The organism is Actinomycetospora sp. ABD4_176, from assembly GCF_056311855.1.
The window spans coordinates 5,505,050-5,529,004 of sequence record NZ_CM149974.1 but is presented as its reverse complement, the minus strand read 5'-3'; the positions used below and the strand labels follow the sequence as shown (position 1 = coordinate 5,529,004).

The following is a 23,955-nucleotide window of genomic DNA, read 5'->3' as shown; positions in this document are numbered from 1 at the left end:
TACGTTCGTGGGTATTTCTCTTCGCATGGCGTCCACACGGGAGAGTGACGAGCGGGAGCACGTCCACCCGGGAGCCGACGCACGCGTCGGCGAGGACCTGGCGCGCACGCTGGAGCAGGCGGCCCGGAACCTGCTGGAGCGGGGTGAGGAGGGTGTCGAGCACACCCTCACGCTCGTGGTGCGGGGCGCGATCCAGACGGTCCCGCACGTCGAGCAGGCCGGCGTCTCGCTCGTCGAGGACGGCCGGCGGGTCGAGTCGTACGCCCCGAGCACCGACGTCGTGCGCCAGATCGACGAGCTGCAGAACGCGCTGGGCGAGGGACCGTGCCTGGAGTCCATCTGGCACGAGCAGCGCACCGTCATCGACGACATGGGCGAGGCGGAACACCGCTGGCCCCGCTACGCGCGCGCGGCGCAGGAGCTCGGCATCGGCTCGTTGATGTCCTTCCAGCTCTTCGCCGAGCGCGGCAGCGCCGGGGCCCTGAACCTCTACGCCTCGCGACCGCACGTGTTCGACGAGAGCACCGTCGACGCCGGCCGGCTCTTCGCCGCGCAGGCGGCCCTGGTGCTGCACGGCGCCCAGCGCGTCCAGGGCCTGCACACGGCCCTCGAGAGCCGCGACGTCATCGGGCAGGCCAAGGGCATCCTCATGGAGCGCTTCGGCGTCGGGCAGGCGCAGGCGTTCTCGATGCTCGTCGAGTCGTCGCAGAACACGAACATGAAGCTGGTCAAGGTCGCCGAGTGGCTCGCCGGCGAGGCCGAGAAGAAGAGCGGCACCGACCGACGCTGAGGCGGCGTGCGGCACCCTGCTCGGACGTCAGCGGAGGTCGTCGCGCCGCCGCGTCCGCCGTCGCAGCGCGAGGATCTCCCGGATCGCCATGAGCAGCGCGAACACCGCGAACACCAGCCCGAGGACCTCCGCGTCGAGGGCCAGACCGAGCACGGCACCGGCGACGACGCCGGGCGCGGCGGTCAGCCCGAGCAGCCACCCCCACCGCGCCGACGCCGTGCCCTGGCGGACGTGCACCACCGACCCGACGACCGAGTTCGGGATGAACATCAGCAACGACGTCCCCGCGGCGACGTGCAGCTCCACGCCGAAGAGCAGGACGAGGGCCGGCACCGCCAGCAGCCCCCCGCCCAGGCCCATCGCCCCGGACCAGGCCCCGATCACCAGCCCCACCAGGACGGTCGTCGGCACCACGAACCACGGGTCCGCGAGGAGCTCCGCCGGCACCAGCGCGTGGCGCAGGAGCGCCGGGTCGACGGCGTCGAGCGTGAACTTGCCCGCGGCCATCAGCAGGATCGCGATGAGCAGGACCCGCAGCACCGTCTCGCGGGCCCGGGCGAGCAGCCACGGCCCGAGCAGCCCGCCGAACGTGCCGCCGACGAGCATCCCGGTCCCGACCCGCAGGTCCAGCGCGCCGCCGCCGACGGCGTAGGTCGCGGCGCCGGCGACGCAGACGCCGATGTTGGCGATGGTCGACGTGCCGTGCACCCGGGCGCGGGTCATCGCCGTGAAGCGGTCGAGCGCGGGCACGAAGAGCACCCCGCTGCCCCCGCCGATCAGCCCGCCGACGACCCCGCCGACCAGCCCGATCGTCGCGATGCCGGCGCGGGAACCGCCCTCGACGGCGACGTCGTGCGCCGTGCCGCTCGCGCGGACCACGGCGACTCCTCTCGCGGACCGGTCACGGGCCCGACGACCGCGCCACGAGGTCCGGCGCACCCTGTCCCGACGACCCTAGCGACCGTCCGGTCCGGCAGCGTCCGCATCACGACGGCCCGCCGGGCGACCCGGCCGCCGTCGGCGAGGGCGGTCACGCCACCGCGCGTCGCCGGCGCCCGTACACCCCGACGTGGCTGCTGACGTCGAGCAGGAACGCCAGCACGAGCCACAGGAGATCGAGGCCGCCGACGCCACCGGGCACGACCAGCACGTACGCCAGCGTCGTCCACGGCAGGAACAGGAAGCCGAGGATCGGCACCAGCAGCGTCCCGAACGCGGCGTCCCACACCAGCGGCGCGAGGAGCCACCACACGAGGATCACGGCCCGGGGCCCGAGGAGCAGCAGGATGATGAGCAGGCACACCCGACCGTCGTAGCGCCGCAGGCACCCGGCCGTCCCCACCCGCACGGGATGAAGCGGGCTCACGGCACGAGGGCGCACCTCCGCCTCGACGCCCCGTGGTGTCAGAGGGGGACGCGGGGTCGGCCGCCGGGTCGGGGCTGCTGGTCGGGGTCGATCCAGGGTGGTGGGGTGAACCAGGGCAGGCCGTCGCGGATGGTGACCTGCCAGTGGCCGTGGTGGATGAGCCGGTGGTGGTAGCGGCATGCCAGCACCAGGTTGGCCAGGCAGGTCGGCCCACCGTCGGCCCAGTGGTGCAGGTGGTGGGCCTGGCAGCGGCGGGGTCGGCGGTCGCAGCCGGGGAAGGCGCAGCCGCCGTCGCGCAGGTTGAGCGCCCGGCGGATCGCCTCGGGCACGGTGCGGGTGGCCCGGCCGACGTCGAGGGGCTCGGAGCGCGACCCGAGCACCACGGGCACGACCTCGACGTCGCAGGCCCAGCGGCGCGCGGTGGCGGCGGCGACCCGGTGCCCGGAGTCGAGGGTGGCGTGGCCGGTGGCCGCCTGCAGCCACCGGTGGTCCATCGTGATCGTCAGCAGCGCCCGGCCGGGCCGCTCGACCCGCGGCGGCCGCTCGACCCGCCCCGCCCGCTCGGGTGCCGGGCGCGGCGCGGAGATCAGGGCGTCCTCGACGTCCTCGACGTCCTCGGTGTCCTCGACGTCCTCGGTGTCCTCGGTGTCCTCGGTGTCCTCGGTGTCCTCGGTGTCCTCGGTGTCCTGGGTGTCCGGGGCGGCGGTGCCGTCGACCGGCTCGAGCTCATCGGTGGGGGTGAGGCCGCCGGGGCGGCGGGCGTCCTGGACGAGGTCCTTGAGCCCGTCGGCGCGGCGGCGCCCGATCTCGCGGCGGTCCTCGGGCCCGCACGGCTGGGCCAGGGCGTCGATGACCTCGCAGAACGCCTCGGCGTCGACCGGGTCGTGCAGCCGGCCCTTGTACTCCAACGCGCCGTCGCGGCGCCGCCGGGCCCAGATCAGCTCGTCGCGGCAGTCCTCCCCGTCGGCCGGGGCGACCCCGTCCGGGTCGAGCCGCGCCAGCAGCGCCTCGGCGGCCTTGGCCAGCGCGCGCGGCGCCAACCGCGTGGCCTGGGCGGCCAGGATCGCCTCGGCCTGGGCCCACTGCTCGGCGCTCACCGTGTCCACCCGGTCGAGCCGGGCCATGGTCCGGCGGATCACCGCCAGGTGCCCCGCCCCGATCTGCCCCGCCGCGGCCACGGCCGCGGTGGCCGGCAGCCGCGGCGGCAACGACTCGCCCAGCAACGAGCACCGCGCCACGAGGTCGGCGGCCTCCTCGCACCACCGCTTGGCGTCGTGGGCGTCGACGTGCCCCAGGTCCGCCACCAGCCGCGCCGTGCCCGCATCGCCGGTGCGCTCGGCGACCCCGTCGGCCTCCAGCGCGGCGATGTCCTCGAGCAACCGGAACTGCTCGGCGCGCAACGCGACCATCCGCGCTCGGGCACGGTCGAGCAGCTCCTGCCCGACCACACCCACCGGTTCGCTCATGTGTTCGAACCTAGAACACACCCCCGACACCGCGGCGCCCAACGCTGAGACCCGTCTCAGCAACGGGAGCTCAGCGCGGGTGCAGGAGATCGCCGAGACTGGTGTGCCCGGTGTCGCCGCCGGAGAGCGGCTCGCCCATCACGACCTCGACACCGGTCACGAGCAGGAGGGCCAGCACGAAGACGATCAGCGCGGCGCCGAGGCGGGCCACGGCGGCGGTGGCCCGGCTGCGGGGACGGCCGTGCGCCGGCCCGCCGGACTGGCCGACCCCGGCGAGGTGGATCCCGGGCGGGGACACGGGACCCCGGTGGTGTCCGCGCTCCGGGGGACGCACCCGGTACGGCGTCCCGGCGCGCTCCCCGGTCTTCTCGAACCGGGCCATGAGCCTCTGTACCCCGGGTGCCCGGGCCTGACTCGCCGTCACCTCCGCACGGTGCGGTGACGGTGCCGGACGCGGTCGTCCCGGGCCGCCAACGCCTCGTGGCGCCGGACGTCTACCGCGGCACCACCGCGGGCACCGGCCGGGCCCACGACGCCCGGCCGTCGCCGGCGACGGGGATGGCGGCGCCGCCGGTGACCTCGGGGCGCAGGGTGGCCTGGCCGAGCCCTCGCACCCGGGCCAGGACCTCGCGCCCGGCCCGGCCGCCCTCGCCCGTCACCAGGCCCTGCGCGTCGAGCCCCGCCGCGCGGGCGAGGTCGACCGCCCGCGCGGCGGCGGGCGCCTGCGTGACGACGACCGCCGAGGCGACACCGAAGACGTCGTGGGCGCGGCGCATGGTGTGCCAGGTGTCGAAGCCCGCGTAGTCGGTGAAGACGTCCTCGGGTGCGACGCCGGCGGCGAGCGCGGCGTCGCGCATCGCGTCGGGCTCGTTGTAGTCGGGGCGGCCGTGGTCGCCGGACACGAGCAGTTTCTGCACGCGTCCGTCGCGGTAGAGCGCGACGGCCGCGTCGACCCGCTGGCGGACCACGGCGCCCAGCGTCCCGTCCGGGCGCACCAGCGACCCGGGCACGATCGCGACCTGGGCAGGGCGCACCGCGGCGACCTCGGCGGTCACGACCTCGTCGGTCCGCGCCACGACGAGGACGTTGGCCGCGGTGACCACGAGGACGGCGAGCAGGACGCTCGCCACGAGGATCGTCGCGAGGACCCGCCACGGTGCCGCGTCGTCGCTCACGGCAGGTGCGCGGCGAAGAAGGCCGCGAGGCGCTCGACGGCCTCGTCGACGTACGCGGGCACGTCGTACATCTCGTAGTGCCGAGCACCCTCGACGACCAGCACCTCCTCGGCCACGGGCGCCAGGCGGGCGAGGCGCTCGCCGCCGGCGCGGGAGCCGGTCGTCCCGGCCTCGCCGCCGACGACGACCTGGACGGGCTGGGTGAGCAGCACGTCGGCGAGGTGGAAGGCGTCGAAACCGAGGATCGCGGGGTCGCTGCGGACGTGCCGGCGGTTGGTCGAGCGGGGGTGGTGGCCCCGCGGGGTGCGGTAGTACTCGACGGCCTGGAGCAGGTCGACGTCGGTGACGCCCGCGGCCCGCGCGTCCTCGAGGGTGTCGGGCAACCAGGGCTGCCGGGCCTCGTCGCCGTCGTCGCCGGCACCGTCGCCATCGGCCGGCGCCCGCCGTGCCAGCGCCTCGAGGGTGCCGGCGACCCCCTCGGGCGTGGCGGCCGCCATCGCGCGGAACGCGCCACCGATGTCCGACGGGACGACGGTGCCGAGCGCGCGCAGGCGGTGGTCGGTCATCGCGGCGCGCACGGCGTAGCCCCCGCCCGCGCAGAGGCCGAGCATGCCGAGACGCCGCGCGTCGACCCCCGGGCGGCGGACCAGGTGGTCGACGACCCAGCGCAGGTCGGCGACCCGCTCGGCCGGGTCCTCGAGGTCCCGGGGCTCGCCGCCGCTCTCACCCTGGAAGGCCGGGTCGAACGTGACCGCGACCCAGCCGCGGTCGGCCAGCCGTCGCGCGTAGGTCGCCCCGATCTGCTCCTTGACGCTGCTGCCCGGCGTCGCGAGCACCAGCGCGGGGAGCGGCACCGCGCCGTCGAACCCGTCGGGCACGTGCAGGTGCGCGGCCAGGTCGATGCCTCCGCGGTCGATCGACGTCGAGATCACCGACGACACAGGGTTCCTCTCGTGGGGTGGTGGTGCCGGCCCTCAGTGCGGCGCGGCGGCCGGAATGCCGATGACCGACAGCAGCTGGAGCTTCTCGTGGCTCTCGCTGCCCGGGACGGCGGTGTGAACGAGCAGCAGGACGCCGGCCTCGTGTCCGCCTTTCTATCGCCGAACCCGGCGGCCGGCCACGGATCGCCGATCCGCCCGTACGCGGACGGGATGGGACACGAGACGAGTGGGATGTACATTCTCGGAGCGGGTGACCAGCCACCCTCCACCGTGGCGCGCCCGGCGGAGGCAGCGGCGCGCACCTCGCGAAAGGCACTTCCCCGATGACGGCGGACGATCTCCGGACCTCGGACGACGACCTCGTGGTCACCATGCGGGCCGCGCTCCAGGACCTCATCGACAAGCGCAGCATTCGCGACCGGGACGCGCTGCTGTCCCAGCTGGTGACCGCGGCGGTCGCCCTCGTCCCGGCCGCCGCCGGGGGTGGCATCTCCCGGACCGAGGAGCGTGACGTGCGCTCCAGCCACGCGACGGACCCGGTCGTGCACGGCCTCGACCAGCTCCAGAGCGAGCTCGGCGAGGGCCCGTGCGTGGAGGCCGCCGACGAGCCGCCCGAGGCGGGCGTCCTGCTCGCCCGCGACCTGGGCGGGGAGGACGCCCGCCGCTGGCCGCGCTTCGCCCCGCGCGCCGTCGACGCCGGCTTCCGGTCGATCCTCTCCGCGTCCATGACCGGGAGCACGGGCGGGCGGCGCGCGGCGCTCAACCTCTACGCGCCCGAGCCCGACGCCTTCGACGAGCAGGCCGTGGTCACCGCCGGGGTGTTCGCCGGCCACGCCAGCGCGCTGCTCTACGGCGCCGACCACGCCCAGCTGCTCGGGGCCGCCCTCGACACCCGCGACACCATCGGGCAGGCCAAGGGCATCCTCATGGAACGCTTCGCGCTCGACAGCGACGAGGCGTTCGCGCTGCTGATCTCGTCGTCGCAGGAGACCAACATGAAGCTCGCCGACGTCGCCCGCTGGGTCGTGTCGGAGGTCACCGAGCGCCGGGCCGAGCGCGAGTAGCGGGGCGCGTCACTCCGGCAGGACGACGACCTTGCCGCGCAGGGTGCCGGCGGTGGCCTCGGCGTGGATCGTCGCCAGCTCCGGCAGGGACACCCGCCGGTCGACGTCGACGTGGAGCTCGCCGCGGTCGACCAGGGCCACGAGGTGCGCGAGCTGCTCGGCGTCGCTGCGGACGAAGACGTCGACCGCGCGCACGCCGCGCGCCTCGTCGGCGGGCGCCGGCGTGGAGGGCACGGTGTTGACGACGACCCCGCCGTCACGGACCCGGCCGACGAGCGCGCCGAGCTCCTCGGGGGTGATCGGGGCCAGGTTGACCAGGACGTCGACGGGCTCGGCGACCGCGGTGGTGACGTCGGTGCTGGTGTGGTCGACGACCTCGTCCGCGCCGCGAGCCCGCAACCGGTCGCCGCTGCGCGGGCTCGCGACCGCGATGACGTGGGCGCCCGCGTGCTTCGCGAGCTGCACGACGTAGCCGCCGACGCCCCCGCCGGCGCCGTTGACGAGCACGCGGTGGCCGGCGGTCACCTTCGCGTCGTCGACCAGCGCCTGCCAGGCGGTGAGCCCCACCATCGGCAGGGCCGCGGCGTCGGCCAGCGGGATGCTCCGCGGCGCCGTCGCCAGGACCGCGGCGGGGGCGACCACGTACTCCGCGGCCGCGCCGTCGGCCACCATCGGCAGGAAGCCGACGACCTCCTCGCCGACGTGCAGCCCGTCCCCGCCGTCAGCCCCGTCGTCGACGCCCTCGCCGAGCGCGTCGACCGTGCCGGCCACCTCGATGCCGGGCACGTGCGGCAGGACCACCGGGAAGGGGCCCTGCAGGTAGCCCCCGCGGATGCCGTCGTCGACCAGGTTGAACGCCGACGCCGCGACCCGCAGCCGCACCTCGCCCGCGCCCGGGACGGGCTGCTCCACGTCCTCGTACCGCAGGACCTCCGGGCCGCCGTACTCGTGGAAGCGCACTGCCTTCATCGCCGGGCCGTCCTCTCGAGACCGCACTGCTCGGACACGGTGATTCGAACTCGAAGCACCTCTCCACGACGCTAGTCCTGCTTCCAATTCGAAGCAACTAGACTCGGGTGATGCCCGACCCACCGCGCGACCCGCCCCACGAGGTGGACCCCGTGCAGCTCGGCGCCTACTTCGCGCTGATCGAGGTGACGAGCCTGCTCCGCCACGCGATCGAGCAGCAGCTGCACGCCGACGGCGGCCTGACCTTCGTGCGCTTCCAGGTGCTCATGCGCCTGCACCGGTCGTCGACCGGCAGCCACCGCATGACCGACCTGGCCGACGCCATCGTCGTCAGCCGCAGCGGGCTGACCTACCAGGCGGGCCTGCTCGAGAAGGCCGGCCTCGTGACCCGACGCCCGTCGCACGACGACGAGCGGGGCGTCACGATCACCATCACCGACGCCGGCCGCGCGCTGCTCGCGCGGGTGCTGCCCGGCCACGAGGAGGTCGTCGGCGACCTGCTCTTCGAGCCGCTCTCCCGCGCCGACGCGCAGGCCCTCGCCGGCCTGCTCGGGCCGGTGCGCGACCACATGCGCGCCGCGCCGCCCCGCTCCGCCTCGCGCCGCCGCGGACGCCCGGCTGCGCAGGGATGACCAGCTCGGCACCCCTCACGCGGGAGATCAGGAGTAGGTCGCGAGCCGACGGGTGAGGAGTGCGGGATCGGGGGCGACGCCCAGCCCCGGACCCTGCGGTACCGCGATGTGCCCGTCCTCCACCACGACCGGGTGGGCGGGGTCGTAGTGGGTGGCAATGCGGTCCTGGGCGATCCAGGTGCCCTCGAGCAGCCGGGGCTCGACGGTGGCGGCGAGGTGCACGCAGGCGGCGGCGATCACCGAGCCACCCCAGGCGTCGTCGACGGTGTGGGGCAGGGAGCGCAGGGCGCACAGGTCGCGCGCCTGCGCCGCCCGGGTCGGGCCGCCGAGGCGGGTCACCTTGAACGCGAACCCGTCGGCGAGCCCGTCGCTGATCGCGCGCAGGACGACGTCGACGTCCTCGGTGTTCTCGTCCAGCGCGACCGGGTGGGCGAGGCGTCCGCGCAGCAGGGCCATCTCCGCGAGGGTGTTGCACGGCTGTTCGAGGACGAACGGGATGTCGGCGGTGAGCCGGTCGAACTGCACGGCGTGCGCCACCGTCATGCCCCGGTTGGCGTCCACCGCGAGGCGCGCCCGGTGCCCGACGGCCTCCCAGCTCGGGCGCACGACGTCGACGTCCTGCGCGAGGTCCCGCCCGCCGAGCTTCACCTGCACCCGTGTGTAACCCTCGGCGACCTTCTGCTCGGCGAGCCGGGCGACGTCCTCGGCCGGGCCCACGGGCACCGCGTCGTAGGCCGGGACCCGGTCGACGAGGGCCCCGCCGAGCAGCGTCGAGACCGGGACACCGAGGTCCTGGCCGAGCAGGTCGAGGACCGCGATGTCGAGGGCGGCCTTGACGTAGCCGTGCCCGGCCAGCAGCGCGTCCATCCGCTGCGCGAGCCGGCGGGGTGAGGTGATCTCCGTCCCGACGAGGCCGGGGGCGATCTGCTCGAGGCCGGCGCGGGCGCCGAGGGCGTGGTGGGGCTGGTAGACCGGGCCCAGCGGGCAGGTCTCGCCCCAGCCGCTGCGCCCGTCGTCGGTGACGACCTCCACGAGCGTGCTGTCGAGCTCCTCGAGGGTCACGTGCGACATCCGGTAGGCGTCCCCGACCACCGGGAGCAGGGACTGGTGGACGTGGATGCGCTGGATCTTCACAGCAGCGGTAACACCTCGCGGGTGAAGAAGCGTCCGTCGGCGGGGTTCGACAGCGTCCCTGCGACCGACGCCGGTGGCACCCAGCGGGCCTCGGGGTTGGCCGGGTCGAGCGGCGCGAGCGTCGCCTCGACGCTCCGGAAGAGGAAGAGCGTGATCGTCTTGCTCTCGGGCAGCCCGTACCGGAAGCCGAGGCGGGTGTAGGAGCCGAGCTCGCGCACCAGCTCGAGGTCGGCGAGGCCGCACTCCTCGTGGATCTCGCGCCGCGCGGCCTCGAGCACGTCCTCGCCGTCCTCGAGATGGCCCTTGGGCAGCGACCACGTCCGCGCCGGCTGGCGCACGACCGCCACCCGCCCGTGCGGGTCGACGACCACCCCGCCCGCCGCCTCGCTCCGGAACATGACCTCGAGTGTCATCCGTCCGGTCTCCCTCCCGCTCGTCGGGACGACCCCTGGTGACCGGGACACTCCGCTCCGTATGGTGTCCGTCACACGGATTTCACATATCCGCGCAGCGGAGGGCCGGAGGTCGAGCACATGGCGACAGACCCGGGCGAACGCCCCGCCCCGACCGCGGCCGAGACCCGCCGGGTCGCGGGCGCGACGCTGATCGGCACGTCGATCGAGTGGTTCGACTTCTTCGTCTACGGCGCCGCGGCCGCGCTGGTGTTCAACAAGCTCTTCTTCCCGACCGCGAACCCGCTGACCGGCACGCTGCTCGCGCTCTCGACGTTCGGCGTCGGGTTCGTCGCCCGGCCCTTCGGCGGCGTGATCTTCGCGCACTTCGGGGACCGCATCGGGCGCAAGTCGATGCTGGTCCTGTCCGTGGTGATGATGGGCGGCGGGACGTTCCTCGTCGGCCTGCTGCCGACGTACGCGACGATCGGCGTCGCCGCGCCGATCATCCTCGTGCTGCTGCGCATCGTGCAGGGCATCGGGCTGGGCGGGGAGTGGGGCGCCGCCGCGGTGATGGCGGTCGAGTACGCGCCCCCGCACCGCCGCGGGTTCTTCGGCAGCTTCCCGCAGACCGGGGTCCCGGCCGGCATGCTCATCGCCAACCTCTCGCTGCTGATCATGTCCGCGGTCGTGTCCGACGAGGCCTTCCTGTCCTGGGGCTGGCGCGTCCCGTTCCTCGCCTCGATCGTGCTGGTCGCCGTCGGCATCGTGATCCGGCTGCGGGTCGCCGAGTCGCCGGTGTTCGAGCAGGCGAGGTCGGCGGGGAAGATCGAGCGCCAGCCGGTGCTCGCGGTGCTGCGCCGCCAGCCGGGCAACGTCCTGCGGGCCGCCGGCCTGCGCTTCGCCGAGAACAGCACCTTCTACATCCACACCACGTTCGTCCTGACCTACGGCACGGTCGTGCTGGGGATGCAGCGGGGCGACCTGCTGCTCGCCGTCATCATCTCGTCGGCGGTCGGGCTGGCCAGCATCCCGTTCTACGGCTGGGCCTGCGACCGCTTCGGCCGGAAGCCGGTCGTGCTTTGGGGCTCGATCGTCCTGCTCGCGATGAGCTGGCCGTACTTCTGGGCGCTCGACACCCGCTCGGTCCCGCTGATCGTGCTGGCCACCGTGATCGCGGTGAACGTCGGCAACTCGGCGGTCTACGCACCGCAGCCGGCGTACTTCTCCGAGCTCTTCGAGCCCGAGGTGCGCTACAGCGGGGCGTCGATCGGGGCGCAGGGCGCGAGCGTGTTCGCGGGCGGCCTGGCCCCGGTGATCGCCACGGCGCTGCTCGACGCGACCGGGGGCTACGACTGGATCGCGGTCTACATGTCGGCGATGGTGCTGATCACGATTGTCGCGGCTCTGCTCTCGCCCGACCCCTACCGGGCGTCGCTGCGCCGGGGCGAGCCGGTGCCGGTGTAGGCGGACCTCCGCGTGGCGGCGGCTCCGCGCGGTGGGGGTCAGCCGCCGGCGTCGCCCGACGCGCGCTCGGGCGGGAAGGCCATCTGCGGGTGGTGGGGCACCTCGGGGGACGACGAGTCCAGCGGCACCGACACCGAGCGCACCAGCCCCAGCTGGGTCGACTGGCGCGGCAGGACGGCGTCGAGCAGCCAGTCCGCGGCCGTGCGCAGGCGGTTGCCGGGCATCGAGAACAGGTGGTAGCCGCGCGCGACGGCCTTGGCGGGGAGACCGGCCAGCCGCAGGTGCAGGGGGTTGGCGGCCGCGTCGGTACTGCCGAGGTCGACGACGAACCCCAGGTCGCGGTGCCGGTACGGGCGGCGTCGCCCGCCGGCGAGCGACGCCGCGACGTTGCGGCCCGCGAGCCTGCCCTGCCGCTCGGCGTGCTGGGCCGTCATGGCGGTGTACCGACCGGGCCGGCCGGGATCGGGCACGGCGGCCGCGTCACCGCACGCGAAGACGTCGGGGTGCCCCGGCACCTGGAGGGTCCGGTCCACGACCACGCGACCCTCGGCGAGCTCCAGGCCGACGCCCTCGATCAGGGGGTCGGGGCGGACACCGACGCACCACACGAGGGTGCGGGTCGGCACCTGCTCGCCGTCGCGCAGGTGCACGCCGTCCTCGGCGGCCTCCTCCACCGTCTCGCCGGTGCGCACCTCGACGCCCCGCTCGCGCAGCACGCGCTCGGCGGTGCGCCCGAGGTGGGGGTCGAGACCGGAGAGGACCTCCCCGCGGGTGACGAGCAGCCACCGCACGGCGTCCTCGCCCAGGCCGCGGGACCGCGCGAGCTCGCGCGTGTACAGCACGCCCTGGGCGGCGACCTCGGTCCCCGTGTAGCCCGCGCCGACCACGACGAAGGTGCACCGGGCGCGGCGCTCGTCGGGGTCGTCGGTGGCGGCGGCCAGGTCGATCTGCCGGATCAGGTGGTCGCGCAGGTAGAGCGCCTCGGGGATGCCGCGGAAGCCGCGGGCGTACTCGCTCAACCCGGGGATCGGCAGCAGCTTGTGCACGCTGCCGACGGCCAGCACGAGACGGTCGTAGGTCGTGGTGTGGTACCGGCCCTCCGGGTCCATCCACCGCACGGACCGTTGGTCGAGATCGAGGTCGTCGACCTCGCCCTGGGCGTGCCGGATGGAGACCGGCAGCGTCCGGGCGAGCGACACGGAGATCCGCCGGGGCTCGACGACACCGCTCGCGACCTCGGGCAGCAGCGGCAGGTAGAGGAAGTAGTTGGTCGGGCTGACCAGGACGATCTCCGCGCTGTCGCCCATCGTGCGGGCCAGCGACCGCACGGCGTGGTAACCGGCGAACCCGCCGCCGACGACGACCACCCGGGGGCGTCCGCCCGACCGCTCCCCCGGTCGATCCGCCGCCGCGATGCCGGTGCCGTCCTCGTCCCCTCGCGTCATGGCGGCAGGCCTCCCCCGGCGCTCGCGCCGCGAAACCGCGTGATCGCCGCCTACGCTGGGGACGTGCCCCTCGACGCCCGGCCGGCCTGAGGCCACCGGTGCTGCGTCTCCGGACCCGGACCCGGACCACCGCCCGCCCCCTCGCGACGTTCACGACGGCGTCGGTCGCCTTCGTCGTCGCCTGCGCCGCGGCGGGCGTGCCCGCGCCCCTCTACGTCGTCTACCAGCAGACGTACGGGGTCTCGACGGTCGCGCTCACCGGCGCCTTCGCGATCTACATCCTGCCGCTGCTCGCGGCCCTGCTCTGCTGCGGCAGCCTGTCCGACCACCTCGGCCGGCGGTGGGTCGGCGTGCCGGCGCTGCTGGTCGGCGCCGTGGCGTGCCTCGTGCTCGCGACCGTCGACTCGGCGGCGCCGCTGATCGTCGGGCGGGCGGTCCAGGGGCTCTCGGTCGGGCTCGCGCTGTCCGCCCTCGGCGCGTTCGTCGTGGACCTCACGCCGCCGTCCCGGCCGGGGCTCGCCGGCGCGGTGACCAGCGGCGCACCGCCCGGGGGCATCGCGATCGGCGCGCTGGCCTCGGGCGCCGCGGTGGCGCTCGCGCCGGGCGGGGCGCCGGTGTGGTCGTTCGTGGTCGTCGCCGCGCTGCTCGTGCTGGCGGCGCTCGCGGTGCTGCTCCTGCCCGAGACGGTCACGCGCGGGAGCCGGTCGGCGGCCGTGCGGTCGCTGCGGCCGGTGGTCCGGGTGCCGGCGAGCGCGCGCCCGGTGTTCGGGCTGGTGTGCCTGCTCGTCGCCGCGACCTACGTGCTGGGCGGGTTCACCCAGGCGCTGTCCCCGTCGCTGGCGGTGTCGGTGCTGGGCCGCGGCGACCTGTTCAGCGGGGCGCTCACCGTCGCCGTCTACCACCTCGCCGGGCCGGTCGCGGGCCTGTCGGCGAACCGGCTGCGCGCGACGCGGGCGCTCGCGGGCGGGGCGGTGGGCCTGGTGGTGGGGGTGGCCGGGTTCGTCGGGGCGATCGCCGCCGCGAGCTTCGCCGCGTACCTCGCCGCCGCGGTGGTCGCCGGGGCGGGCTTCGGCGTGGCGTTCGCCGGCGCCATGCGGGTCCTGCTCGAGCGCAGCCCGGACGGCGCGCACGCCGGCACCCTCAGCGCGGTCTACCTGTTCTGCTACCTCGCCGCGGCGGTCACGAGCATCGTCGCCGGGCTGGCCGTCGACGTGTGGGGCCTGGCGCCCGTGGCGATCGTGCTGTTCGGCCTCGTCATCGTCATGGTCGCGGTGGGCGCGGTCGGGTCCGTGCTGCGGGTGCGCTCTCCCTGATCCCGGCGCTGCTCGTCGCGCCGGGAGCCGTCCGCGTCGCGCGACTCGGCCGACCGGGCGACACGCTCCGCCACCGTCCGCCGGGATTCGCTACCGCGCGTCACTCATCGGCGTGACGGGGTGCCGGTGCGTCACCACTCTTCGGAGTGGTCGTTGGGAGGTCGTGGTCACCGACCGGGCCGGGAGCCCGGGCGTGGCCGCGCTCCCCCGACATGCTCTCCGAGGAGTAGATACGTTGATCAAGAAGCTGGGTGTGGTCACGGTCGGCATCGCCGCGAGCCTGCTCGCCGCCGCCCCGCTCGCGTCGGCCACCGAGTGCCACGACGAGCACGAGCACCACGAGCCGAAGGCCGGCTCCGACTGCAACGTCACCGGCGGTGACGCCGAGGCCAACGGCGGCATCAGCGGCGACGCGCTCCTCGGCAACGCCCTGGCGCAGGCGCCGGTCGGCGGCGCCAACATCCTCAACATCACCTGCAACGAGATCCTGAACGACAACCTCAGCGGCAACTCGGTGTCGATCGACGTCCTCTAGCGGCGACGACCGACCGCCGGCACCGGCGGGGCGCCCCCGGTCGTCGGTGCGGGCGGGATCAGCGACGCAGGTAGCGGGTGAGGGCGAGCTCCGTGCCCGCCGGCGTCGACTCGACGACCACGTCGTCGACGAGCTGCCGCATCATCGCGAGCCCCCGCCCGCGGCCCGTGGTCTCCCGTCCGGGCGTCTGCCAGGTTCCGTCGTCGCCGACGGTGATGACCAGGGCGTCGTCGAGGGCCCGCGCGGTCAGCGTCATGGTGCCGACCGACGACGCCGCCACGAAGGCGTGGTCGCAGCAGTTCTCGAGCGCCTCGGACGTCGCCATGACGACGTCGTCGACGAGGTCGGCGTCCAGGTGGTCGCCGGCGAGCCACGTCGAGAGCCGACGGCGCAGTGCCCGCACGTGGTCCGCGCGTGCGGGCACGCTGATGCGGAAGGGCTCGGGCCAGGGAGCGACGTCGTCGTCGAGGGCGGGGTCCGGTGTGGTCATCGCGGCGGGGGGAATGCCCCGGGATCGCCCTGCCCAACCCGGGGGCTCACTCCCCCGGACGCCGCCCCGCCCGGATCACCAGGAGCGCGGTGTCGTCGAGCGCCGCCCCGGCCGCGTGGGCGTCGACGGCCGCGAGGACACCGTCGGCGGTGACGTCGGCGCCGGCCGCCGGGTCGAGGCCCTCGACGACGGCCAGCAGGCCCTCGAGCTCCAGCTCGCCGCCGCCGGTCGGGCGCGCCTCGGTGACGCCGTCGGTGAGGAGGATCAGGCGGTCGCCGACGTCCAGGTCGACGCGCTCCAGGGCGATCCGCGGCTCTTCGCGGACGCCCAGGGCCCGGCCCCCGGCCTCGAGGGCCACGACCGTGCCGTCCCGGCGCTGCAGCACCGCGGGCGGGTGCCCGGCGCTGGCGACACCGATCGCGAGCCCCTCCGCGCCGGTGCGCGGCGCCATCCCCGCGTAGACGGCGGTGACGAAGCTCGGGCGCTGGTCGAACCAGACGTGCAGCACCCCGTGCAGCGCCGCGAGCACGGCGGCGGGGTCGTCGTCGGTGTGGCCGATCGCCCGCACCGTCGAGCGGGCCAGTGCCGTGGTCCGGGCCGCCTGCGGGCCCTTGCCGCAGACGTCGCCCACGACCGCACCCCAGCCGCCCGGCGTGGGGAACAGGTCGTAGAAGTCGCCGAGCACCGAGGCGCCCGTGCCCGGCCGGTACCGGGCGGCGACCTCGACGCCCGGGAAGTCGGGCAGGCGCGCCGGCAGCAGGCTCTCGCGCAGCGTGGCCGCGAACTCGTCGGCCTCCGCGGCGTGGTCCTCGGCGAGCTTCGCCAGCCGCTGCGCGTCGGCGGCGAGCTGGTCCGACGTCGCGGCCTGCGCGCCCGCCGACCGGGCCTGCTCGCGGTAGTAGACGACGGCCGCGCCCGCCTCCCGGGCCTGGACCCCGGCCTCGCGGGCCTGCCGCCCGGCCTCCGCGGCGGCGTGGTCCGACGCCGCGGCCCGGCGCGCCGCCGCCGACCCCTCGGCCCGCGAGGCGGCCAGCGCCGAGCGCAGGGCGACCTCGCCGGTCGCGGCCTGGGCCAGGGTGGTCAGGACGTCGCGGTCGTGCGCGGACCAGGGATGACGGGCCGCGTCGACCGCGCACAGCACCCCGACCGCCGTCCCCGCGGGGTCACGGATCGGGACGCCGGCGAAGGCGCGGACGTCGGTGAAGGTGGTCTCCACCCAGCCGCGCGTGTGGGGCTCGTCGCCCGCCTCCTCCACCCAGGCGGGCCCGTCCTGCCCGAGGACGACGGAGCACAGTGACCGGTCGACCGGCGTCCCCTGCTGCCGGGCGTCCCGTGCCGCCGGCGCCGACGTCCCGGCGCCGGACGCGCTGCGCAGGTAGGCCCGGCCGTCGAGGACCAGCCACACGGCGCCGAGCGCCACGCCGGTGAGCGAGGTGGCCAGGCGGGCGAGCCGGTCGAACGCGTCGTCGGCGTCGGCGTCGAAGACGCGCGCGTGGGCGTGACCCGCCGACATCGCCAGGCCGCTGTCCCTGATGGTCGCCACCGCTCCTCCCCCGGTCGTCGGTGAACGTCACCATCCTGCCCCGGATTCGCGCGGAGGCCGACCATCCGGCGCCGTGACGTGCTCACGTCACGCCGTCCTCCCCCCGCGCGGGCCGCCGCCGGGCGAGCGCCTCGGCGCGCAACCGCCACGCGTCGGCGACCGGTCCGAGGTGGCCGAGCTTGTCGGGGTTGACCACCGTGCGGATCGTCTGGATGCGCCCGTCGAGCACGTCCAGGGCGAGCACCGCGACCACCCGGCCCTCCCGGTCGCGGACCACGACGCCCGGCTGGTCGTTGACCCGCTGGAACGCCACGTCCGCCACCCCGTCCATGAACGTCGAGAACCCCAGGAGCAGCCGCGCGACCCGGGCCGCGCCGCCGACCGGGTGGGCGAAGGCCGGCCCCTTGCCGCCGCCGTCGGCGACCGCGGAGACGTCGGCGGCGAGGAGCTCGGTGAGCCCGTGGAGGTCGCCCTCGCGCAGCGCGTCGACGAAGCGGGCGGCGAGCTCCTCGCGCTCGCGGCGATCGGCCTCGAACCGCGGACGCCCCTCCTCCATGTGCCGGCGGGCCCGCACCCCGAGCTGGCGGCACGCCGTCTCCGAGCGCCCGACCGCCCGCGCGATCTCCGGGAAGCCGAACCCGAACACCTCCCGCAGCACGAACACCGCCCGCTCGGTCGGCGTGAGCCGCTCGAGCAGCAGCAGCGCCGCCATCGACACCGAGTCGGCGAGCTCGGCCGCGCGCTCCGGGTCGGAGTAGGGGTCGCTGAGCAGCGGCTCCGGGAACCACGGCCCGACGTAGGCCTCCCGCCGCACCCGCGCCGAGCGCAGGACGTCGATGGCGATGCGGGTGACGACCGCCGACAGGAACGACCGCACCGAGGCGGGCTCGGTCGTCGACGACTCGTAGCGCAGCCACGCTTCCTGCACCGCGTCCTCGGCCTCCGCGACGCTGCCGAGGATCCGGTAGGCGATGGCGAACAGCAGCGGGCGGTGCCCGATGAACTCCTCGGCGCGGGTCACGACGCCGAGCCTGCCGCGACGGCCGGGGTCGCGGCACCGGTGTCGGCGGCCGCGTGCGGCCAGTGGGCGGCACCGGGGAAGCGGCGCTCGAGGCCGATCGCGGCCACGGTGGCCCGGACCTGGAACCACTTCGTGGCGACCGCCGCCCGGCCGGTGATCGGCCGGCCCCGCGCGGTGTCCCGGCGGTCGGTCGGCTGCAGCACGGCGTGACGGCGGCCCAGGCTGACCACGCGGGCGGTGAAGCCCAGATCGAGGGGGCGGGTGTCGGGGGTGCCCAGCGCCTCGGCCACCAGGAGGTCCGCGGCGTGCGCGGCCGACGGGAGCGCGTACTGGCAGGACATGCTGTACCGGCCACCGCCCGGCGCGGGCGCGTGCCCGGCGTCGCCGACGGCGAGCACGTGGTCGTCGGTGAGCGAGCGCAGCCGCCCGTCGGTGAGCACGGCGCCGCGCTCGTCGACGGCGAGACCGGCGTTCCACGCCAGCGACGGGGCGACGAACCCGCCGCACCAGACCGTGAGCGCCGCGGACAGCGTGTCGCCGCCGTCGAGGAGCACCCGGCCGGGCTCCACGGCCGTGACCCTCCTCCCGCCGACGGCCTCCACACCCAGCGTCGCCAGGGTGCGCCGGACGTGCGCGGCGCCGCGCGGGGTGAACCACGCCCCGACCTCGTCGGCGGTCACCAGCCGTACCCGCAGGTCGGGGCGGTGCTCGGCCAGCTCGCCGACCGTCTCGAGCCCGGTGAACCCGCCGCCGACCACGGCGACGTCCGCGCCGGCCGCCACTTCGTCGAGCGCGTGCCGCAGCCGTCGGGCGGCCCCGATGTCGCCGACGGCGTGCGCGTGCTCGCCGCCCGGCACCGGTACCTCCGTGGTGCTGCCGGTGGCGAGGACGACCCGGTCGTGGCGGATGGTGCGGGGCCCGCCGGGGCCGGCGACGATCGCGCGCCCGGTGTCGAGGCCGAGGTCGGTGACCTGGCCCTCGACGAACCGGACGCCCGCCCCCAGCATCGTCGCCAGAGCCGGTGCGGCGACCCGCCGCCCGACGGCGACGTGGTGCAGACGGAGCCGGTTGACGAACCCGGGCCGCGGGTTCACGACGGTGACGTCCACCCGCCCCTCGGCCCGCCCGGCCAGGCGCACGGCGGCCGTGGCCCCCGCGTACCCGGCTCCCACGACCAGGACCTGCATGCGTTGCGTTGCTGTGCTCATGCCTTCCCGACGAGACGGGCGCCCCGTGCTGTGACACGGCGCGGCGGGTCAGGCCCGGCGCGCCCGGTGACGTCGGCCTCGGCGCGGGCGACGAGGCGGTCGAGGTCGATCTCGGCCGGCGGGCCCGCGCCTCGGCTCCGGGCGAGGGCGTGGGCGACGGCGGCGTCGAGCAGGCGGGCGACGCGGTCGGCCACCTCGGTCTCCACGACCCGCACGCGCCCGGGCACCACGAGCCGCACCCCGACGTCGTCGGGACCCCGCCGCAGCGAGACGGCAACGAGCCGGGCGTCGGGGTGCTCGGAGCGCACCAGGTCGACCACGACACCAGCCTGGAGCGTCGCGCGGGGCGCCGGGAGTTTCAGCGCCGCGCCGTCACGCACTGTTCGCGCTCCCGCCACCGTCGGACCCGGCGCTCAGGCCGTGGCGTGCCCCCCGGCCGGGCCGGCTGACCGACCCTGCGGCAGCCGGCTCATCGCGGCGAGCATGGTCGCGAGGTTGTTCTCGAGGTGCTCGGCCACCGCGGCCCGCAGGCGCTCCGGCTCGCGGGTGCGGGCCGCGTCGACGAGCGCGTCGTGGGCGTGGGCGCGGTGGGCGGCGAAGGAGTCGGGGGCCTCGAGCGGGTCGAACACCAGGCGCGTGTAGCGCTCGGAGGCGTCCCACAGCGGGGCGAGCATGCGCCGGTCCCAGGCGCTCGCGGCCGGCTCGATGAGCGCGGCGTGGAAGGCGCGGTGCGGCTCCCAGAACGCCTCGCCCAGCACGTCGCCGAAGGTGGCGCGCACCATCGCGTCGAGGTCGGCGATCTCGGCGTCGGTGCGGTCCGGCGCGGACAGGGCCGCGAGCTCGGGCTCGACGGTGAGCCGCAGCCGGTAGATCGCGCGCAGGTCGTCGGGGTCGAGCGGGGTGACCATCGCGCTGCGCGACGGGCTGAGCACGATGAGCCCCTGCGCCTCGAGCTGCCGGAGGGCCTCGCGCACCGGCACGTGGCTCACGCCGAGCTGCTCGGTGAGCGCCGGCACCGTGAACGGCTGCCCGGGCGGCAGCTCCCCGCGCAGGATCGACCGGCGGATCTCGTGCAGCACGAGGTCGACCGCCGACGCCTTGCGCGCCGCGACCGACCGCACACCGCGGGGACCCGCGTCCTCCCCGCCGGCCGTCACCGTCACCCCTCGCCCTCCCTCGCACCCGACCGCCGGCGCTCACGGTAGCGCACGTTGACAACTTATAAGATAGCTCTCTAGCGTCCGGTCGTGGCACAGGTCACGCCGAGGTGACCGACCCGGCCCCTGGAGGTGCTCGATGACGTCACCGTCGATGGACGACTGCTCGCTGGACCGCCCCGGTACGACCCCCGAGGCGCGGGCGCTGCGCGCCGAGCTCGTCGGGCGCGCCCGCGAGATCGTCCCGGTCCTCGCCCGCAACGCGGCGCGCACCGAGTCCGAGCGCCGGGTCGCCGAGGAGAACATCGCGCTGATCGACGAGGCCGGCCTCTTCTCGATCATGAAGCCGCGGCGGCTCGGCGGGCTCGAGACCGACCTGCGCACGAAGCTCGAGGTCTCCCGCGAGCTCGCCCGCGGGTGCGGCTCGACGTCCTGGGCCACGACGCTCATGAACGTCTGCGCCTTCTTCGTCGGCCTGTTCGGGGACCGCGCCCAGCGCGACGTCTGGGAGGACACGCCCGACGCGCGCATCGCCGGTGTGCTCGCCCCCTCGGCCGAGGCGACGCGGGTCGACGGCGGCTACCGGCTGACCGGTCGGTGGGGCTGGGCGTCGGGGTGCCTGCACGCGCAGTGGGCCGTGGTCGGCTTCCCGGTGCCCGACGAGCACGGCGAGGTCGTCGACCAGGGCCTCGCGCTCGTGCCGATGACCGACCTCGCGATCGAGGACACCTGGTTCGTCACCGGCATGCGCGGCACCGGCTCGAACACGCTGGTCGCGCGCGACGTCCTCGTCCCCGAGCACCGGGTGATCTCGATCCCGGCGGCGATCGGCGGGCGCTACGGCACCGAGCACACCGACGAGCCGCTCTACCGGTCGGCGTTCGTCCCGGTCGCGGCGATCGTGCTGGCCGGCCCGCAGCTGGGGCTCGCGCAGGCCGCCCTGGACCTGGTGATCGAGAAGGCACCCAAGCGGTCGGTCTCCTACACCTTCTACGACACCCAGACCGAGGCACCGACCTTTCAGCTCGCCGTCGCGAAGGCGGCCGGGCTCGTCGACGCCGCCCACCTCGTCGCCTACCGCGCCGCCGCCGACATCGACCAGGCCGCCGTCGACGGCGTCTACCCCGACCACGCGGCCCGCGCCCGCGTCCGCATGGACACCGGCGCGGCGATCGAGAACGCCCGCGAGGCGATCCGCGTCCTGGTCTCCGCCCACGGCGCCGGGTCGTTCGCCGAGGCGAGCCCCCTGCAGCGGATCTGGCGCGACTCCGAGGTCGCGTCGCGTCACGCCGTCGTCAGCCCCGCGATCTCCACCGAGGTCTACGGGCGCGCGCTGCTCGGCATCACCGACGGCGTCACCGCCCTCGTCTAGGAGAGGACACACGTGCGCATCGCCAATCACGCGGGCCGGCTGGCCCTGGTGGAGCCCGACCCCGAGTCGGCGGGCGGCCTGCGCGGGCTCGACGTGGAGCGCGCCAGCGACGGCCGCTTCGTCGCGGACCCGCAGGCCGTCTACGACCGGTGGGACGAGTTCCGCGCGTGGGCCGACGGGGCGGACCTCGCCGCGGCGGTCCCGCTCGGCCCGGGCGCCCTCGGGCCGGTCGCCCCGCGACCGCCGCAGGTCTTCGCCGTGGGGCTGAACTACCGCGACCACGCCGCGGAGTCGGGCATGGAGCTGCCGACCACGCCGCTGGTGTTCACGAAGTACGCGTCGAGCTTCACCGGTCCGCAGGGCGACATCCGGCTCTCGCCGGGCAACGTCGACTGGGAGGTCGAGCTCGTCGCCGTGATCGGCACGGGCGGCCACCACATCCCGGCGGCACAGGGGTGGGACCACGTCGCCGGGCTGACCGTCGGCCAGGACCTCTCCGACCGCGTCACCCAGTTCGCCGCCCCGCCCCCGCAGTTCGGGCTGGGCAAGTCGTACCCCGGGTTCTCCCCGATGGGCCCGGCGCTCGTCACCGCCGACGAGCTCCGGGCGGCCGGCCTCGACCCCGACGACCTGGAGCTCGGCTGCCTCGTCAACGGCGAGAGCGTCCAGAAGGGCCGGACCGGCGCGATGATCTTCTCCGTCCCTGACCTCGTCGCCGAGCTCTCCGCGATCGTGACGCTGCTGCCCGGCGACGTCGTCTTCACCGGGACCCCGGCCGGCATCGGCGCCGGGCGCACTCCGCCGCGCTTCCTCGCCGCCGGCGACGAGCTGGTCACCTGGTGCGCCGGGATCGGTCAGATGCAGCACCGCTTCACCGACGGGAGTGCGTCGTGACGATCCTCGAGGCCGCGGACCGCGCAGGGGTCTTCGTCCCCCACGCGTACCCGGAGCAGACCGTCGACCTCGGCGAGGTCCGGATGAACTACGCGGTGGCCGGCGACCCGTCGTCGCCGGCGCTGCTGCTGGTCCCCGGGCAGTCCGAGTCGTGGTGGGGCTACGAGGCGGCGATGCCGCTGCTCGCCGAGCACTTCCACGTCCACGCCGTCGACCTGCGCGGGCAGGGCCGGTCGACGTGGACGCCGGGCCGCTACACGCTCGACCTGTTCGGCGGCGACCTCGTCCGCTTCATCGACGTGGTGATCGGGCGCGAGACGCTGGTCAGCGGTCTGTCGTCGGGCGGCGTGCTCGCGGCGTGGCTGTCGGCGTACGCGAAGCCCGGCCAGGTGCGCGCCGCGGTGTGGGAGGACCCGCCGCTGTTCGCCTGCGAGCAGTCACCGGCCGTCGGGCAGGGCATCCACCAGGCGATCGGGCCGGTGTTCGCGGCGTGGAACCGGTGGCTGGGCGACCAGTGGTCGGTCGGCGACTGGGCGGGGCTGATGGCGGCCATGCCCCGCGAGGTCCCCATGGACCTGCTCGGCCGGTTGTCCGCGATGATCCCGCCGGACCCCGGCGCCGACCCGTCCGTGCCGCCGCAGAACCTGCGCGAGTACGACCCCGAGTGGGGCCGGGCGTTCGTCACCGGCACCGCGACCGCGTCGTGCGACCACGCGGCGATGCTCTCCCGCGTCCGCGTGCCGGTGCTGTTCACCCACCACGTCCGCACCGTCGACGAGCAGACCGGCCGGCTCGTCGGCGCCTCGTCCGACGAGCAGGTCGCGCGCGTCCGCGAGCTCGTCGAGGGCGCCGGCCGGTCGTTCGCCTCCCGGTCCTTCCCGGAGATGCCGCACTCGATGCACGAGCACGCGCCGAAGCAGTACGTCGAGACCGTCCTGGACTGGGTCACGACGCTCGACCGAGAGGAGTCCCGATGAACGAGCACAAGCAGGCGCCGATCATCCCGCCGAAGCTGCACCACGCCACGTTCCTGACGTTGAAGCTGGACGAGATGGTCCGCTGGTACGGGCTCGTGTGCGGGCTCCACCCGGTGCACTACGCCGAGTCCGCGGCGTGGCTGACCAACGACGAGGCCAACCACCGGATCGCGCTGATCAAGCACCCCGCGGTGCACCCGCCGGTGAACAAGCCGACCAGCGCGGGCCTGCACCACACGGCGTTCGAGTACGACTCGTTCACGCAGTGGCTGGACAACTACGAGCGCCTCCGCGACCACGACATCCGCCCGTTCATGTGCCTGGACCACGGCATCACGATGTCGATGTACTACGCCGACCCGGAGGGGAACGGCGTCGAGATCCAGTTCGACGCGTTCGGCGACTGGGCGGTGTCCAAGGAGTGGATCTGGGCGTCGCGGGAGTTCGCCGAGAACCCGATCGGCGAGTGGTTCGACCCCGACAAGCTCGTCGAGGCGCGGGCCGCGGGCCTGTCGGCCGACGAGATCCACGAGGGCGCGCGCGCCGGGAAGTACCGCCCGGAGGAACCGCCCGCCGATCTCCTGCTGCCCGAGGTGTACTGAGG

At 75.3% G+C, this 23,955-nt stretch carries 26 protein-coding genes; 10 read left to right on the top strand and 16 right to left on the bottom strand.

Translation table 11 applies throughout. The annotated features are described in order from the left end of the window. Positions 1-25: 25 nt before the first annotated feature. Positions 26-790 (top strand): GAF and ANTAR domain-containing protein, encoded by a 765-nt coding sequence (locus tag ACYX4T_RS26835; protein ID WP_476012254.1) that lies wholly within the window; start codon positions 26-28, stop codon positions 788-790. Positions 791-817: 27 nt separating this feature from the next. Here the strand turns inward: ACYX4T_RS26835 and ACYX4T_RS26830 are convergent, their stop codons facing one another. The 6 genes from ACYX4T_RS26830 to ACYX4T_RS26805 all read right to left on the bottom strand — a co-directional run bounded on the left by ACYX4T_RS26830 (position 818) and on the right by ACYX4T_RS26805 (position 5,729). Then, on the bottom strand, positions 818-1,669 hold the full coding sequence (locus tag ACYX4T_RS26830) for a sulfite exporter TauE/SafE family protein (protein WP_476012253.1): 852 nt from the start codon (positions 1,667-1,669) through the stop codon (positions 818-820). A 151-nt stretch (positions 1,670-1,820) separates the two neighbouring features. Continuing rightward, complete coding sequence (locus tag ACYX4T_RS26825; RefSeq protein WP_476012252.1) at positions 1,821-2,156, bottom strand: hypothetical protein; 336 nt, start codon at positions 2,154-2,156, stop codon at positions 1,821-1,823. A gap of 38 nt (positions 2,157-2,194) precedes the next feature. Continuing rightward, the gene (locus ACYX4T_RS26820; protein ID WP_476012251.1) at positions 2,195-3,622 is read right to left on the bottom strand and encodes an HNH endonuclease signature motif containing protein; all 1,428 of its coding nucleotides are present in this window, start codon (positions 3,620-3,622) and stop codon (positions 2,195-2,197) included. Positions 3,623-3,692: 70 nt separating this feature from the next. Beyond that, positions 3,693-4,004: a hypothetical protein gene (locus ACYX4T_RS26815; protein ID WP_476012250.1), complete on the bottom strand. Its 312-nt coding sequence runs from the start codon at positions 4,002-4,004 to the stop codon at positions 3,693-3,695. A 112-nt stretch (positions 4,005-4,116) separates the two neighbouring features. Then, positions 4,117-4,797: a SanA/YdcF family protein gene (locus ACYX4T_RS26810; RefSeq protein WP_476012249.1), complete on the bottom strand. Its 681-nt coding sequence runs from the start codon at positions 4,795-4,797 to the stop codon at positions 4,117-4,119. Then, a complete protein-coding gene (locus ACYX4T_RS26805) occupies positions 4,794-5,729 on the bottom strand; it encodes an alpha/beta hydrolase (protein WP_476012248.1) in 936 nt (311 codons plus the stop codon). The genes ACYX4T_RS26810 and ACYX4T_RS26805 overlap by 4 nt, the downstream gene beginning before the upstream one ends. A 332-nt stretch (positions 5,730-6,061) precedes the next feature. Between ACYX4T_RS26805 and ACYX4T_RS26800 the strand changes: the two genes are divergently transcribed. Then, entirely contained in the window at positions 6,062-6,802 is a 741-nt protein-coding gene (locus ACYX4T_RS26800; protein WP_476012247.1) for an ANTAR domain-containing protein, read from the top strand. A gap of 9 nt (positions 6,803-6,811) precedes the next feature. On the opposite strand, the gene ACYX4T_RS26795 is transcribed toward ACYX4T_RS26800, so the two are convergent. After that, positions 6,812-7,771 (bottom strand): NADP-dependent oxidoreductase, encoded by a 960-nt coding sequence (locus ACYX4T_RS26795; protein WP_476012246.1) that lies wholly within the window; start codon positions 7,769-7,771, stop codon positions 6,812-6,814. A gap of 110 nt (positions 7,772-7,881) precedes the next feature. Between ACYX4T_RS26795 and ACYX4T_RS26790 the strand changes: the two genes are divergently transcribed. Then, a complete protein-coding gene (locus ACYX4T_RS26790; protein WP_476012245.1) occupies positions 7,882-8,403 on the top strand; it encodes a MarR family winged helix-turn-helix transcriptional regulator in 522 nt (173 codons plus the stop codon). A gap of 27 nt (positions 8,404-8,430) precedes the next feature. On the opposite strand, the gene ACYX4T_RS26785 is transcribed toward ACYX4T_RS26790, so the two are convergent. Next, positions 8,431-9,537, bottom strand: a complete 1,107-nt coding sequence (locus ACYX4T_RS26785; RefSeq protein ID WP_476012244.1) for a mandelate racemase/muconate lactonizing enzyme family protein — start codon at positions 9,535-9,537, stop codon at positions 8,431-8,433. Next, positions 9,534-9,950: an NUDIX domain-containing protein gene (locus ACYX4T_RS26780; RefSeq protein ID WP_476012243.1), complete on the bottom strand. Its 417-nt coding sequence runs from the start codon at positions 9,948-9,950 to the stop codon at positions 9,534-9,536. Before ACYX4T_RS26780 ends, ACYX4T_RS26785 begins: the two co-directional genes overlap by 4 nt. 120 nt (positions 9,951-10,070) lie before the next feature. Here ACYX4T_RS26780 and ACYX4T_RS26775 point away from each other — a divergent pair, with 120 nt between their 5' ends. After that, positions 10,071-11,396, top strand: a complete 1,326-nt coding sequence (locus ACYX4T_RS26775) for an MFS transporter (RefSeq protein WP_476012242.1) — start codon at positions 10,071-10,073, stop codon at positions 11,394-11,396. A 38-nt stretch (positions 11,397-11,434) separates the two neighbouring features. Here ACYX4T_RS26775 and ACYX4T_RS26770 read toward each other — a convergent pair whose 3' ends face one another. Next, entirely contained in the window at positions 11,435-12,841 is a 1,407-nt protein-coding gene (locus ACYX4T_RS26770) for an NAD(P)/FAD-dependent oxidoreductase (protein ID WP_476012241.1), read from the bottom strand. Positions 12,842-12,939: 98 nt separating this feature from the next. Here ACYX4T_RS26770 and ACYX4T_RS26765 point away from each other — a divergent pair, with 98 nt between their 5' ends. Together ACYX4T_RS26765 and ACYX4T_RS26760 are read left to right on the top strand one after the other, a co-directional pair. Continuing rightward, positions 12,940-14,154, top strand: a complete 1,215-nt coding sequence (locus tag ACYX4T_RS26765) for an MFS transporter (RefSeq protein WP_476012240.1) — start codon at positions 12,940-12,942, stop codon at positions 14,152-14,154. A gap of 235 nt (positions 14,155-14,389) precedes the next feature. Then, complete coding sequence (locus tag ACYX4T_RS26760; RefSeq protein WP_476012239.1) at positions 14,390-14,689, top strand: hypothetical protein; 300 nt, start codon at positions 14,390-14,392, stop codon at positions 14,687-14,689. A 58-nt stretch (positions 14,690-14,747) separates the two neighbouring features. On the opposite strand, the gene ACYX4T_RS26755 is transcribed toward ACYX4T_RS26760, so the two are convergent. The 6 genes from ACYX4T_RS26755 to ACYX4T_RS26730 all read right to left on the bottom strand — a co-directional run bounded on the left by ACYX4T_RS26755 (position 14,748) and on the right by ACYX4T_RS26730 (position 20,114). After that, positions 14,748-15,179, bottom strand: a complete 432-nt coding sequence (locus ACYX4T_RS26755; RefSeq protein WP_476012238.1) for an ATP-binding protein — start codon at positions 15,177-15,179, stop codon at positions 14,748-14,750. A 46-nt stretch (positions 15,180-15,225) separates the two neighbouring features. Next, a complete protein-coding gene (locus ACYX4T_RS26750; protein ID WP_476012237.1) occupies positions 15,226-16,722 on the bottom strand; it encodes a PP2C family protein-serine/threonine phosphatase in 1,497 nt (498 codons plus the stop codon). 82 nt (positions 16,723-16,804) lie between these two features. Then, complete coding sequence (locus tag ACYX4T_RS26745) at positions 16,805-17,743, bottom strand: RNA polymerase sigma-70 factor (RefSeq protein WP_476012236.1); 939 nt, start codon at positions 17,741-17,743, stop codon at positions 16,805-16,807. Further along, positions 17,740-18,951: an NAD(P)/FAD-dependent oxidoreductase gene (locus ACYX4T_RS26740; RefSeq protein WP_476012235.1), complete on the bottom strand. Its 1,212-nt coding sequence runs from the start codon at positions 18,949-18,951 to the stop codon at positions 17,740-17,742. The genes ACYX4T_RS26745 and ACYX4T_RS26740 overlap by 4 nt, the downstream gene beginning before the upstream one ends. Beyond that, positions 18,948-19,271, bottom strand: coding sequence for a hypothetical protein (locus ACYX4T_RS26735; RefSeq protein WP_476012234.1), 324 nt, complete (start codon positions 19,269-19,271; stop codon positions 18,948-18,950). Before ACYX4T_RS26735 ends, ACYX4T_RS26740 begins: the two co-directional genes overlap by 4 nt. Before the next feature lie 93 nt (positions 19,272-19,364). Further along, complete coding sequence (locus ACYX4T_RS26730; protein WP_476012233.1) at positions 19,365-20,114, bottom strand: GntR family transcriptional regulator; 750 nt, start codon at positions 20,112-20,114, stop codon at positions 19,365-19,367. Positions 20,115-20,247: 133 nt separating this feature from the next. Here ACYX4T_RS26730 and ACYX4T_RS26725 point away from each other — a divergent pair, with 133 nt between their 5' ends. From ACYX4T_RS26725 to ACYX4T_RS26710, 4 genes are read left to right on the top strand one after another with little or no spacing between them, the layout of a single operon-like run. Next, positions 20,248-21,480 (top strand): acyl-CoA dehydrogenase family protein, encoded by a 1,233-nt coding sequence (locus ACYX4T_RS26725; RefSeq protein WP_476012232.1) that lies wholly within the window; start codon positions 20,248-20,250, stop codon positions 21,478-21,480. A 12-nt stretch (positions 21,481-21,492) separates the two neighbouring features. Next, positions 21,493-22,374, top strand: coding sequence for a fumarylacetoacetate hydrolase family protein (locus ACYX4T_RS26720; RefSeq protein ID WP_476012231.1), 882 nt, complete (start codon positions 21,493-21,495; stop codon positions 22,372-22,374). Further along, a complete protein-coding gene (locus tag ACYX4T_RS26715; RefSeq protein WP_476012230.1) occupies positions 22,371-23,351 on the top strand; it encodes an alpha/beta fold hydrolase in 981 nt (326 codons plus the stop codon). The genes ACYX4T_RS26720 and ACYX4T_RS26715 overlap by 4 nt, the downstream gene beginning before the upstream one ends. Continuing rightward, positions 23,348-23,953 carry a VOC family protein gene (locus tag ACYX4T_RS26710; protein ID WP_476012229.1) on the top strand — a complete coding sequence of 202 codons (606 nt, stop codon included), beginning with the start codon at positions 23,348-23,350 and terminating at the stop codon, positions 23,951-23,953. Before ACYX4T_RS26715 ends, ACYX4T_RS26710 begins: the two co-directional genes overlap by 4 nt. Positions 23,954-23,955: the final 2 nt, after the last annotated feature.

Excerpts from the sequence above, each read along its gene's own strand:
- ACYX4T_RS26835 (WP_476012254.1), top strand. The coding sequence starts at position 26 with ATGGCGTCCACACGGGAGAGTGACGAGCGGGAGCACGTCCACCCGGGA.
- ACYX4T_RS26820 (WP_476012251.1), bottom strand. The coding sequence starts at position 3,622 with ATGAGCGAACCGGTGGGTGTGGTCGGGCAGGAGCTGCTCGACCGTGCC.
- ACYX4T_RS26815 (WP_476012250.1), bottom strand. The coding sequence starts at position 4,004 with ATGGCCCGGTTCGAGAAGACCGGGGAGCGCGCCGGGACGCCGTACCGG.
- ACYX4T_RS26800 (WP_476012247.1), top strand. The coding sequence starts at position 6,062 with ATGACGGCGGACGATCTCCGGACCTCGGACGACGACCTCGTGGTCACC.
- ACYX4T_RS26795 (WP_476012246.1), bottom strand. The coding sequence starts at position 7,771 with ATGAAGGCAGTGCGCTTCCACGAGTACGGCGGCCCGGAGGTCCTGCGG.
- ACYX4T_RS26790 (WP_476012245.1), top strand. The coding sequence starts at position 7,882 with ATGCCCGACCCACCGCGCGACCCGCCCCACGAGGTGGACCCCGTGCAG.
- ACYX4T_RS26780 (WP_476012243.1), bottom strand. The coding sequence starts at position 9,950 with ATGACACTCGAGGTCATGTTCCGGAGCGAGGCGGCGGGCGGGGTGGTC.
- ACYX4T_RS26775 (WP_476012242.1), top strand. The coding sequence starts at position 10,071 with ATGGCGACAGACCCGGGCGAACGCCCCGCCCCGACCGCGGCCGAGACC.
- ACYX4T_RS26770 (WP_476012241.1), bottom strand. The coding sequence starts at position 12,841 with ATGACGCGAGGGGACGAGGACGGCACCGGCATCGCGGCGGCGGATCGA.
- ACYX4T_RS26755 (WP_476012238.1), bottom strand. The coding sequence starts at position 15,179 with ATGACCACACCGGACCCCGCCCTCGACGACGACGTCGCTCCCTGGCCC.
- ACYX4T_RS26740 (WP_476012235.1), bottom strand. The coding sequence starts at position 18,951 with ATGAGCACAGCAACGCAACGCATGCAGGTCCTGGTCGTGGGAGCCGGG.
- ACYX4T_RS26725 (WP_476012232.1), top strand. The coding sequence starts at position 20,248 with ATGACGTCACCGTCGATGGACGACTGCTCGCTGGACCGCCCCGGTACG.
- ACYX4T_RS26710 (WP_476012229.1), top strand. The coding sequence starts at position 23,348 with ATGAACGAGCACAAGCAGGCGCCGATCATCCCGCCGAAGCTGCACCAC.